The following is an 11,437-nucleotide window of genomic DNA, read 5'->3' on the forward strand; positions in this document are numbered from 1 at the left end:
ACTAAGTACGAAATTCGTTTCAACTTCTTTTAGCGGGTGTCCAAACACCCGCTGAAATAGAGGAACTCAGGCTAAGACCTTCACATCCTGTGAAAACGCCTGAGTGACCAACATCGTGTTGGCCTAAAGCCTCCGGCGGATGTCACGGAATCGGAAAGGAGCTCTTAAAGGATGTTAGCCTAAAATCATCGCATCCATGCGATAACGGCTAACTGACCTGTATCGGCAAAAACGCCACGTCCTGTGGCATTACCGAAATGACCGACATCGTGTCGGCCCTCGTGCAGGCCTAAGCACAAAGCCGATTCCGGACGCAATTATGCCAAGGCATAATTGATTGATAGTTTATCATCCGCGAAAAATGTCGAATGATATAATCAATCCATTTAATGTCTTAAATAAGAAGCTTTTTTACTATAAATTAAAATATATAATAAAAACCTTTTAAAAAAACCAAAATATCTGTTTTCTCCTCAAAAAATTTTTTCAAAACAATAATATTAGTGTATTAATTAATTGACGTTTATGGCATTACTTGGTATGATAACTATCAGACAAGGAAAATATGTCGAAATTTGACGAAATACCAATATAACTTTTAACATTAGGAGGAAATATAATTATGAAATCAACAGGAATCGTTCGTAAAGTCGATGAATTAGGTCGTGTAGTAATTCCAATCGAACTTCGCCGTACATTAGGTATTGCAGAGAAAGACGCTTTAGAAATCTATGTGGATGATGACAAAATCATCTTAAAAAAATATATGCCTAACATGACATGTGCTGTAACTGGTGAAGTTTCTGATGATAACTTCCGTCTAGTTGGAGGCAAATTAATTTTAAGCCCTGAAGGCGCAGAAATGTTAGTGAAAGAAATCCAATCTAACTTAACAAAATAATTTGATATACACACCTAAATCAAACACTGTGATTTGGGTGTTTTATTTTTTATCAATTTCGACTTGGCGTAATTGTATCCGTAGGGGTTATCTTCATTCAATAGAAGATAATTATAATATAACCAATTCTTAAGTCCCTTATAATGTCCATGTCAGACCTTTCATGATTAAGAATACTATTTTTTACAATTATTATCAATTTAAATGATTTTCTGTGCTCATCACTAAAGATTAAGCGTGACATATGTTAAAACGTTGAATATTAGTTGATTGGAGTGGAGGCTGGGCGACTCCTTGGGGATCAGCGGTAGAGGAACGAAGGCTAAAACCATCACATCCTGTGATAACGCCTTCGTGACCAACATCGTGCTGTTGCTGACGCTACGTTAGCACTACGCTTTCGCGCAAAAAACATCCGTTGGCCCAAGCGGCTCATCGGACGCCCCCAGGAAGGCGCCCAGCCGGAACGGAAATCAACCCCTCGTTATGGGATGAATAGATATACAAAAAAAGAGGTGCCCTATTAAGGCAGCCTCTTTCTTTACATTAACTATGGTATTCATTATAGACGTCTCGTTTTGCAACTTGACGTAGTTTTGCTACTTCCTTTATAGCTTCTTTTGATGTAACACCTGTATGATCAATAATATAATCAACATGTTCAACGATAGACATTGTCATCCAATAGGCTTCTTCACTATTTTCTTCCTCAGCATTCTCGTTTCCTTCAAGGACAATACAAAATTCTCCTCGAATTTCCTCTGTTTGTGACCATTCCACTGCTTCAGCCACCGTACCACGTAAAAACTCTTCGAATTTTTTAGTTAACTCTCGAGCTAATACAATTCGACGATTACCAAGAATAGTTTCCATATCTTTCAAAGTGTCCTTTAAACGATGAGGAGCCTCATAAAACAAAATAGTTTCCTGACGTTTTTTTAGTTGCTCTAATTGCTGTCGACGTTCCTTTTTTCCTCGATTTAAAAATCCATAAAAGAAAAATGGCTGCGGTGTTAATCCAGAAGCGATTAATGCTGATATTGCTGCATTGGGACCTGGTACCGGCACAACTGGAAAGTCTTGCTCGATTGCTTTTTCGACTATATCTGCACCAGGATCGGAAATACAAGGTAGACCAGCATCACTAACTAATGCAACTGTTTTTCCTTCACGTAAGAAGGCTAATAGCTTCTCTCCCCCCACCTCTAAATTATGTTCATGATAGCTTATCAGTGGTGTTCCTATATCAAAGTAGTTGCATAGCTTCTTTGTATTACGTGTATCCTCGGCAGCAATAATATCTGCTTCCTTTAAAATACGTAGCGCACGTACACTCATATCCTCTAGGTTGCCAATAGGCGTTGCCACTAAATATAAACAACCTGTATGACCGTGCATTGTACTTTTCTGAGATTTCATGAGTCAGCCCTCCCTATATATTTCATTTTTTGCGTTCGTGTTAGTTGTTTAAAAGCATATTCTGCACGCATCGCCTCTTGTTTCGTATCGAATTCCTCCACATAAATGCAATCCACCGGTCCTCGCGCTCTCGTATATTTTGCTCCCTTACCAGCATTATGTACAGCGATACGCCTGTCTACATTATTCGTGTAGCCTGCGTAAAAGGATTGATCTGCACATTCTAACACATAAAAATAATGGCTATTGTTCTTTTCCATAAAGGATTTCTCTCACTTCTGCTGTATATTCATTATTCTCATTATAAACATACAGAGGCGGTAATATTTTCAAATCAGGTTTACCGTCTTTAATTCCTTCTATTAATAGTGTATTGGCCTCCTTACCTTCTTTTGGATAAATAAGTTGCATACGTTTAGGCTCTAAACGATTAGCACGCATTGTCGTAACAATATCTAATAACCGACCAGGACGATGAACAAAAGCTGCCTTTCCGCCTTGTTTTAATAATTTACTTGTTGATTGTATTGCTTCCTCTAACGTTAAATATAGTTCATGACGTGCAATAGCGTAATGCTCACTTAAATTTTTATCACTAGCTTCATGTGCTAAAAAATATGGTGGATTACAGGTTACAACATCATATTTTTCAATACCAAGCTCCTTAGGAATTTCCTTCACATCACCAAGGACCATATGAATTTGCTCTTCTAACTTATTGTAACGGATACTTCGCTCAGCCATATCAAATAAACGTGGTTGAATTTCTACTCCTGTAATATGTCCCTTTGTTCTGGCACTTAGAAAAAGTGGGATTACACCATTACCTGAGCACAAATCAACCATTTTCCCTTTATGATATGGAACATTGACAAATTTCGAAAGTAACACTGCATCCAATGAAAACGAAAAGACAGAGGGACTTTGAATAATACGTAAATTCTCAGCCAATAAATAGTCTAACCGTTCGTCACCTTTTAACCAATTTTCCATGTTTCTTCCTCCTATTATACAAAACAAAAGACTGACACCACCATAGTGGGAATCAGCCTTCTATTACACATTTTGTTTATTTAAAAATGATAGACAAAACAGACAGTCTTCACCTTTACGTGAACTTCCGAAATGAACATGACAAACATGGAAGCCTTCTTGGTATAAACGTGCTAGGTTATCATAACCCTCACCAATATCTAACGGATTCTCTTTCTTCTCATCAGCAGCCTGTACAGAGTTTTCATTAGAAAGTAGTTCTTCTAGACGTGTACGAAGGTGATGATTTTCTGTTTCGAGTGCCTTATGCTCCTCCATCATTAACGCTACAAATTGTTTCAATGCACTAAATTGCTCCTGCATTGCTTCGAGCTGTTGTTCGAACTCCATAACGGTATCTAAGAAATTACGGTCCTTCACCCAAGCCACCTCGTCCAATTCTCTATCTTAAATAAGATTTTTTTCGCATGCTAGCAGTTCTTCTAATGTATACTCGACTGTGCGCTCCTGCTCTTGTAAATATACTTGAATGAGCCTTTCCAGTACATTTAAACCAACAACTTTACCGCGGCCATCTGGTGTCATCGTCATTTCACCAATATCTGGCATGCCCTCTTTTGCTTCTTCATATTCATCATTTTCATACTTCAAGCAGCACATTAAACGACCGCAAAGACCTGAAATTTTGGATGGATTTAAAGATAAATTTTGATCTTTAGCCATTTTAATAGAAACCGGCTCAAAATCTCCTAAAAAAGTTGAGCAGCAAAGCATCCGGCCACATGGACCAATGCCACCTAACAGCTTGGCCTCATCACGTACACCAATTTGACGAAGTTCAATACGTGTCCTAAAAACCGAAGCTAAATCTTTTACAAGATCTCTGAAATCAACGCGTCCTTCAGCCGTAAAATAAAAGATGATCTTATTACGATCAAATGTATATTCAACATCAACGAGCTTCATTTCTAAATTATGCTCTATGATTTTTGTACTTGCTAGTTCAAATGCGCGCTTTGATTCGGCAGCATTTTCCTCTACTTGGATACGATCACGTTCATCCGCTGGTCGTAGAACTTGTTTAAGTGGTAATACAACATCATTATCCCCAACAACCTTTTGAGGGACAACTACTTTACCATATTCTACACCGCGAGCTGTCTCTACAATGACATATTGACTGTCCTCTAGTAGATATGATGCTGGATCAAAATAATATATTTTACCCGCTTTTTTAAAGCGGACTCCCACTACATTATACAAATGTATATCCCTCCTGCAGATTTAGCATTAACTGCTCCATCATTAACGTCCTATTCATGTTACGCTGTAAAGATGAACGTGCCTGTAAAATAGACTCCATTTGACTAGATAGACGTTCATAAGTCGAATGTAATGCCGCTTCTTTAAATGTCTGTAACATGTCTGGGTAAGTACAAGCTGCTTCGGGATTAGCTTTTATTGACACTATATCACGGTAAGCAAATAGTAATAAATCTAATGCCTGCTCCAGCTCGCCTTTTTCTTTAAACAGTGGCAACCATTCTTCATGTACAACAAGCATTGCTTCATGTACATTCTGACGAATTGCCTCTACTAATTTTAACACTGTTTTTCGAGCATGTGCAAACTGCTCATCATTTGCTAAAATCATAGCTGTTTCGAGCTCGTTCGTCATCATGCTCACTGTAGAAGCCATCGAGTAAGAAATGTTGTTATCTTGCAAATGCTTTAACAATATATGTCGAGGCATTTTTTGAAATTTAATATGCTGGCAGCGAGAGCGAATCGTTGGTAAAATTGACTGCATTTGCTCCGTTAACAAAATCGCTGTTACCTCACCATCAGGTTCCTCTAAAAATTTAAGTATCATGTTTGCAGATGCGATATTGAGACGGTCTGCATGATGAAGTACATAAATCTTACGTCCCTCTTCAACACCCATCATCTTCATTTCTGCAATTAATTCACGCATTTGATCAATTTTTATAAATTGACCTTCTGGATGAATTTGATGAATATTTGGATGATTACCCGAATCAACACGTCTGCAATTTCGACATGTTTCACATGGAACATTTTGATTTGGTTGCTCACATAGCATTAATTTGACAAAAAACTGCATAATATCTACTTTGCCTGTCCCTTTTTCGCCATCAAAAATGTATGCATGTGCTAATCTATTTTTGTCAAAAATCGTTTGAAGCTGCTTCATTACGACTGGTTGTAGTGTGAGTAGCTCTTCAACATTCTTGGCCATATATTTAAATTCCTTCCTATATCAATTACACTCATAGCATAATTGTTTCCTTTCCTATTGCTCATTTTTTGTGCAGAAATATCTGCAACTTTAGAGCAGATAGATTAGTTACATTGTTAATTAGTTTGCAGCAAATAAAATCTTAACCCAGTGCTGTAAATTTGGCTGCTGAATAGATTTGAAAAAAGCCCGCGCCTACAAGAGAACGAGACACGGGTTTTACATATACAAATTAATTAATAAGCCTTTAATCTCACCGATTTTATCAAGTAGGTCAATTGCTTCCTTTTCTTCATCTAAAATGTCTTGCGCAAGCTCTACAAGACGCGTATCAATAGTTTCGATTATTTTTAAGCGCCTTCCTTCACCAAAACGATTCCATGTATGCGATTGCTTTAAATCCATACCATTCTCTACCGTTTCTTGTAAAAATCGTTTAACAAGCATTTTAAAACGAGCAAGTTCTCGTAAATTACGTGACCTTGCAACACGGTCACCTGCTGTAGAAATATCCCCTAGCAATCGTGTAATCTGTTCAGTTTGCAATTTGGTTCCTTGCTTGACGACCATATCTCCAAATCGGTTATTTTGATTATTGTTATGAAGTGGCTCTTTACGATTAGTATTTAACCCGACACGTATATCTTGATTGATCTTCAAGCTGTTTCGCCCCCACTTGCTTTCTTTATCAAATACACAAAAGCTAATTTATAATATGATTTACTTCTCGTTTAACGTGGCAATGAATTAAAAATGATGAAACTGTTCAATTGGTAATACAAAAACAGTCGCTCCTCCTACCTCTACCTCCACAGGATAAGGTATATAGGAATCTGTATTCCCGCCTAATGGCGAAACAGGTGCAACCATTTGTTCTCGTGCTCGACAATTATCACGAATAATATCTAAAACTTTGGGTATGAGAGAGTCTTCCGTCCCAATAAGAAACGTCGTATTTCCAGAGCGTAAAAATCCCCCTGTGCTCGCTAATTTAGTTGCGCGAAACTGATTTTTCGTTAAAGCATTCGATAAGCGACTACTATCCTGATCTTGCACTACAGCTACGACTAACTTCATTCGCACTCACCCCTTTGATAAAATTAATCTAAATAATTTTTAGTTACCTTTTATCAATTATGCCTCGGCATAATTGTGTCAGGATTCGGCTTTGAGCTTAGGCCCGACACGATGTCGGTCATTTCGGTAATGCCACAGGACGTGGCGTTTTTACCGATGCAGGTCATTTAGCCGTTATCACATAGATGCGATGATTTTAGGCTAACACCCTTTAAGAACTTCTTTCCGATTCCGTGACATACGCCGGAGTTCCTCTATTTCAGTAGGTGTTTGAATATCTACTGAAAAGGAACCGCATCCTCATTCATCTTAAAACATTTTGCCGCTGTCGCGCAGAAAACAATGCTGAATGAAGATAAAATTATAGACGTTACCATTATATCACATTGTGGTAGACAACTTCATTCATTTACTGTATTGCTTCATATAATAATGACCATACATCTTCAACAACACGTTCAATATTTTGGTCTGCATTGACGACATGTATACGTCCAGGGTAACGCTCTACTAACTGTAAATATCCTTCCCGAACCTTCTTATGAAAAGCTAAGCTTTCAACGTCTAAGCGATTTACTTCTCGCTCTCCATGAGCATGAATCCGTGCCAAGCCAACCTCTGGTGCAAGGTCAAATAATATTGTCATATCGGGTAGCTTCTTACCGATTGCAAACTCATTAATGGATAATACTTCATCAACGCCGATACCACGTGCATATCCTTGGTATGCTAATGATGAGTCGATAAATCGATCGCAAATAACCATTTTACCAGCATCCAACGCAGGTCTTACTTTTTCAAAATAATGCTGACTTCTCGCTGCTGCGTATAATAATGCTTCTGTTCGCTCATCCATGGCTGTATGTTCAGGATTTAAAATAATGCTCCTAATTTTCTCAGCAATGTCAATACCGCCAGGTTCTCTCGTTGCTAATACATCAATATTTTCTTCTGCAAGTCGCTCGGCTATTTTTTGAATAACTGTTGTTTTTCCAGCACCCTCTGGACCTTCAAATGTAATAAATAAATTGCAATTCATGCTGTTATTGCCTCCAACTATTTAATGATCTCAATCATCTTTTCTTCTAAACGGTGATTTCCTTGGAATGTCGCACCACTAGCCAGTAACTCCTCTAGCTGACTCAACTTTGCTACTGTTATTTTTTCGCCAGGAACAAGCAATGGAATGCCTGGTGGATAAGGAATAATCATACTAGCAGAGATACGTCCCATTGTTCGCATATACGGTAACCATTCTTTTTCCGACTTTTCAATTTCATCAAACGTATAGGCTGGTTCCGTAATGGCCACAAAATTATAGGCTGTTTGTGAAGCAGTTATTATTTCCGCCTTTGGTGTACTTAACAATAATGTTATAGCATCCTTAATACGGACACGTATTTCTGCAAATGGATAGTTATGCCCATGTTTCAACAAAGGTAGCACAAGCAATACTTGATTTGCATCTGCTAGTTCTGCATATACATGCTTTGCTTCTAACGCTTCTTGTAATTGAAAACCGCTATAACCATCAACGCGTAACAATATTTTTATAGGGTCGTCTACCTCAATAACTTCCAAAGAGCCAATAGCTCGTAATGCCTCTATCCATTGATTCCTTTTTTCTATTATATATGCACCATCACTCTCCATATATGTCTGTATATAATAGCGTGCATCATCTAAAGAAGCCAATAAAAGATAGGATGGGCTGCTAGATTGTAGCATTCGTAAATAGTGATTTATTTTATCGACATCGATTAAGTTAGAATTAACATGCATAAAGGATGCCATTGTCATAGCAGGCAATGTTTTATGTGCAGACTGTACTACTATGTCTGCACCAAATGTCAATGCTGATGGTTGAAATAAGGTACATGCACTAAAATGGGCTCCATGTGCTTCATCCACTAAAACAGGAATACCTTTCTCATGACAATACGCAATCTGCTGCTGTATTTCTTTAGATGTCATACCATAGTAAGTAGGATACGTTAAAACGACTGCACGAGCCTCTGGATAATCATCAACTGCATCTTTTAAATCTTTATAAGAAACATGTGTTGCAGTTAATGTACGTTCATCCCATTGCGGGGAAACAAATACAGGTTTTGCTCCAACAAGCTCAATTGCGTGAAATATAGACTTATGTGCATTACGTTGAACAATAATCGTATCCCCTTTTTTACATGTGGCATAAATCATCGCTAAATTTCCAACTGTAGATCCACCTACTAAAAAGAAGCTTTTCATCGCCCCATAGGTATCTGCCAACAAGTTTTCTGCCTCTAATATCATTTCCTCTGGGTGATGTAAGTCATCCAGACCTGATAATTCAGTCACATCATACCGCATTACATCTTTAAAGGGCTGAGGAAGATGGGACAGCTCTCCATGCTTATGCCCTGGGACATGAAAGGAAATATTTTGTTGTTGTCGAAAGCGCTCTAACCCTTCTACAATCGGCTTTTTCTTTTGCAAAACAAAACACCCATTTCCGTTATATTCTTAGTTAATTATAACACTTACGGTACAAAAACATTTGCTGAATGGATATAAATAAAGTGGAATTCATATAACCTTTTTCCCGATCCAATGTGCTAATAATGCAACAGGGATCACTACAAGACAAAATGGCAAACATACAAAAATAATGTTCCATGTTATGACGTTATTGACTAATAAAGAACGATACAAAATTAAACTATATGGAATGACGATTATCAAAGATGTGAGTGCACCGGGTGTAATGGAACGAAGAAAAATAGACTGTGCCAGGTGAGTGAACGCATGTAGAAAGTAGGTTAGCGTAACAACAGTGAAAAAGTAGATATCTCCAAATGGCCCTTGATTCACATACTGATTTGCTATAAATGTGGAACTACTTACAAACATGAATATTACGATTACTGCTACAGCAAACTGCGCTGTCGACATCGAGAACTGTTTCATAACTCGATCAGCAATTTTTTTCGGCAATCTTTCGTACAAAATAGTAGAATTCTTATTTAGCCACTTTTCAACCATAATAATTTCCTCAAAATCATGAAAAATAAACATAATAGGGAATAGCCAAATAAGTGTTTGAATACCTACCCATTGTTCCATAATAATTCCTCCTTTTATATTGAGTAATTACTCAAATGTTTCTCAAAAAAATAGCTCCTCACTATAACGTGTGGTTGATTTCCGTTCCGATTGGGCGCTTTCCTAGGGGCGCCTGATCGGGACGGAAATCAACTTCTATAAATTACACACGTTTTAATAAATGTCATCCACAACTTTTGGTGATGAGCCAAAAAAATTTACTTAATGTGAATTTTGCATCCCTTTTAAAACAAACATTGCTATCTCTTCAATATAATCATTATTTTCAATTGGCATTTTATCTGTCTTTCTTTCTTCAACTAAAACATGCGTTAATATTGTTGAAAGAAACATTGAAGCTGCTGTTTCTATTGTCCTTTTTTCTACAGTACATGAAGAAGCTCTTATCAAAAATGAACTGACTTGTTCACCCATTGTATTTATAAAATCCACAATATCCTTACTAACATTTGTGTTCTGTACTATTTCTGGGGACCAAATAAACGTTAAAAAGCTTTTATTATGTAATAAAAAATCCGCATATAATTGTCCAAATTTAATTAAAGCTGGATAGGGCTCCATTTTTGAAAGCTCTTTTATCTCATTTTGTAGTGAGCCAATAAATGAAAATTCACGAATAAGATAATTAAGAAGTTCATTTTTATCTTTAAAATAATAAAATATAAGCCCCTCTGCTACTCCGCTCTTTAAGGCTATTTCTTTAGTAGTCGTTGCAGTATAGCCCTTTTTAGTAAAAAGCTCTAATGACGCTTCCAAAATTTTATCCTTCTTTGATATCAAACTTTTTCACCACCGTTTTTAAATTTGAGTATATACTCAAATTTAAACTTTACCAAAAGTTCTGTCAAGTTATTCCAGGTAATAACGAATAACTTAAGGGTGATTTCAGTTACAATTTATTAACGTTTTAATAAAATATCAGCCCGAACTTTTGGTGATGAATACAAAAAGATCATTGCACCTAATAGCAATGACCTTCTACTCTTCTTAGTAAAAACTATTCTAAAATGTACTTAACGCCAGTTTCTCTACTAACATACTAGATACTAGCTTTTACCGCCATCTCTTGTACTAGCTTTTCTACTAATTGCGGTACAAACTTTTCTAAAATTGGATTCATCATCCCCGCTAAGAAACCGCTTGCCTTCATTGTTAAATTGCCTGCTAACTGACATGTACCGTCTTGATTTTGTGTAATTTCAAAATAACCATCACCATTTATCGGATCTGATAAGCCTACCAAATCAAACATAACTTGATTAAGATTTGACTCCTTGCCCTTAAGCTCAACCTTTACAGCTTTTTGGATAATGCCAAAATCACCTTGGAATACCCAAATCATATTTTGATCATTTGGAAATTCATGATGTAAATAACCGGGTATTAGTACAGCCCATTGCTCTTTATTTTGAATAAACTCCTGTAGTTTGGCTCGTTCAATTTGAATATTTTCACTATATAACCCTGTTGCCATTTCAATACACCCCTTTTTGTTAATTTAAATCAATTAAATTCTAACATTTTTTAGTGGGTTATTAGCGGGTTTTAAACAATAAAAAAGCCACTGATTTCTCAGTGGCTACTTTTTGCCTAGCGACGTCCTACTCTCACAGGGGGAAGCCCCCAACTACCATCGGCGCTAAAGAGCTTAACTTCCGTGTTCGGTATGGGAACGGGTG

At 37.1% G+C, this 11,437-nt stretch carries 14 protein-coding genes and 1 rRNA gene; 1 reads left to right on the plus strand and 14 read right to left on the minus strand.

The window, feature by feature from the left end; translation table 11 throughout:
• Window positions 1–622 precede the first annotated feature (622 nt).
• Entirely contained in the window at window positions 623–901 is a 279-nt protein-coding gene (locus ABH968_RS23400) for a transition state genes transcriptional regulator AbrB (protein WP_276563222.1), read from the plus strand.
• A 546-nt stretch (window positions 902–1,447) separates the two neighbouring features.
• On the opposite strand, the gene rsmI is transcribed toward ABH968_RS23400, so the two are convergent.
• The 14 genes from rsmI to rrf all read right to left on the minus strand — a co-directional run.
• Window positions 1,448–2,320, minus strand: a complete 873-nt coding sequence (gene rsmI, locus ABH968_RS23405; protein ID WP_370047906.1) for a 16S rRNA (cytidine(1402)-2'-O)-methyltransferase — start codon at window positions 2,318–2,320, stop codon at window positions 1,448–1,450.
• Window positions 2,317–2,580 (minus strand): GIY-YIG nuclease family protein, encoded by a 264-nt coding sequence (locus ABH968_RS23410; protein WP_370047908.1) that lies wholly within the window; start codon window positions 2,578–2,580, stop codon window positions 2,317–2,319. The genes rsmI and ABH968_RS23410 overlap by 4 nt, the downstream gene beginning before the upstream one ends.
• Window positions 2,564–3,313 carry a tRNA1(Val) (adenine(37)-N6)-methyltransferase gene (locus ABH968_RS23415; protein ID WP_370047909.1) on the minus strand — a complete coding sequence of 250 codons (750 nt, stop codon included), beginning with the start codon at window positions 3,311–3,313 and terminating at the stop codon, window positions 2,564–2,566. The genes ABH968_RS23410 and ABH968_RS23415 overlap by 17 nt, the downstream gene beginning before the upstream one ends.
• A 63-nt stretch (window positions 3,314–3,376) precedes the next feature.
• Window positions 3,377–3,733: a DNA replication initiation control protein YabA gene (gene yabA, locus ABH968_RS23420; RefSeq protein ID WP_134025818.1), complete on the minus strand. Its 357-nt coding sequence runs from the start codon at window positions 3,731–3,733 to the stop codon at window positions 3,377–3,379.
• Window positions 3,734–3,760: 27 nt separating this feature from the next.
• Window positions 3,761–4,576 (minus strand): PSP1 domain-containing protein, encoded by an 816-nt coding sequence (locus tag ABH968_RS23425; protein ID WP_370047910.1) that lies wholly within the window; start codon window positions 4,574–4,576, stop codon window positions 3,761–3,763.
• Window positions 4,569–5,573 carry a DNA polymerase III subunit delta' gene (gene holB / locus ABH968_RS23430; RefSeq protein ID WP_370047911.1) on the minus strand — a complete coding sequence of 335 codons (1,005 nt, stop codon included), beginning with the start codon at window positions 5,571–5,573 and terminating at the stop codon, window positions 4,569–4,571. Before holB ends, ABH968_RS23425 begins: the two co-directional genes overlap by 8 nt.
• A gap of 219 nt (window positions 5,574–5,792) precedes the next feature.
• On the minus strand, window positions 5,793–6,233 hold the full coding sequence (locus ABH968_RS23435) for a YaaR family protein (RefSeq protein ID WP_370047912.1): 441 nt from the start codon (window positions 6,231–6,233) through the stop codon (window positions 5,793–5,795).
• 87 nt (window positions 6,234–6,320) lie between these two features.
• Entirely contained in the window at window positions 6,321–6,650 is a 330-nt protein-coding gene (locus ABH968_RS23440) for a cyclic-di-AMP receptor (protein ID WP_049667342.1), read from the minus strand.
• Window positions 6,651–7,059: 409 nt separating this feature from the next.
• Window positions 7,060–7,689 (minus strand): dTMP kinase, encoded by a 630-nt coding sequence (gene tmk, locus ABH968_RS23445; RefSeq protein WP_053485304.1) that lies wholly within the window; start codon window positions 7,687–7,689, stop codon window positions 7,060–7,062.
• Between the two features lie 17 nt (window positions 7,690–7,706).
• Window positions 7,707–9,131, minus strand: a complete 1,425-nt coding sequence (locus ABH968_RS23450) for an aminotransferase class I/II-fold pyridoxal phosphate-dependent enzyme (protein ID WP_370047914.1) — start codon at window positions 9,129–9,131, stop codon at window positions 7,707–7,709.
• Window positions 9,132–9,221: 90 nt separating this feature from the next.
• Complete coding sequence (locus ABH968_RS23455; RefSeq protein ID WP_370047916.1) at window positions 9,222–9,758, minus strand: HXXEE domain-containing protein; 537 nt, start codon at window positions 9,756–9,758, stop codon at window positions 9,222–9,224.
• Between the two features lie 201 nt (window positions 9,759–9,959).
• Entirely contained in the window at window positions 9,960–10,514 is a 555-nt protein-coding gene (locus ABH968_RS23460; RefSeq protein WP_370047918.1) for a TetR/AcrR family transcriptional regulator, read from the minus strand.
• Between the two features lie 283 nt (window positions 10,515–10,797).
• On the minus strand, window positions 10,798–11,232 hold the full coding sequence (locus tag ABH968_RS23465) for an SRPBCC family protein (protein ID WP_370047919.1): 435 nt from the start codon (window positions 11,230–11,232) through the stop codon (window positions 10,798–10,800).
• A gap of 114 nt (window positions 11,233–11,346) precedes the next feature.
• Window positions 11,347–11,437: ribosomal RNA gene (gene rrf, locus ABH968_RS23470) — 5S ribosomal RNA — on the minus strand; the annotation flags it as partial.

It is taken from the genome of Lysinibacillus sp. RC79 (assembly GCF_041262405.1).
GTDB lineage: Bacteria > Bacillota > Bacilli > Bacillales_A > Planococcaceae > Lysinibacillus.

Excerpts from the sequence above, each read along its gene's own strand:
- ABH968_RS23440 (WP_049667342.1), bottom strand. The coding sequence starts at position 6,650 with ATGAAGTTAGTCGTAGCTGTAGTGCAAGATCAGGATAGTAGTCGCTTA.
- holB (WP_370047911.1), bottom strand. The coding sequence starts at position 5,573 with ATGGCCAAGAATGTTGAAGAGCTACTCACACTACAACCAGTCGTAATG.
- ABH968_RS23465 (WP_370047919.1), bottom strand. The coding sequence starts at position 11,232 with ATGGCAACAGGGTTATATAGTGAAAATATTCAAATTGAACGAGCCAAA.
- ABH968_RS23415 (WP_370047909.1), bottom strand. The coding sequence starts at position 3,313 with ATGGAAAATTGGTTAAAAGGTGACGAACGGTTAGACTATTTATTGGCT.
- ABH968_RS23455 (WP_370047916.1), bottom strand. The coding sequence starts at position 9,758 with ATGGAACAATGGGTAGGTATTCAAACACTTATTTGGCTATTCCCTATT.
- rsmI (WP_370047906.1), bottom strand. The coding sequence starts at position 2,320 with ATGAAATCTCAGAAAAGTACAATGCACGGTCATACAGGTTGTTTATAT.
- tmk (WP_053485304.1), bottom strand. The coding sequence starts at position 7,689 with ATGAATTGCAATTTATTTATTACATTTGAAGGTCCAGAGGGTGCTGGA.
- ABH968_RS23400 (WP_276563222.1), top strand. The coding sequence starts at position 623 with ATGAAATCAACAGGAATCGTTCGTAAAGTCGATGAATTAGGTCGTGTA.
- ABH968_RS23410 (WP_370047908.1), bottom strand. The coding sequence starts at position 2,580 with ATGGAAAAGAACAATAGCCATTATTTTTATGTGTTAGAATGTGCAGAT.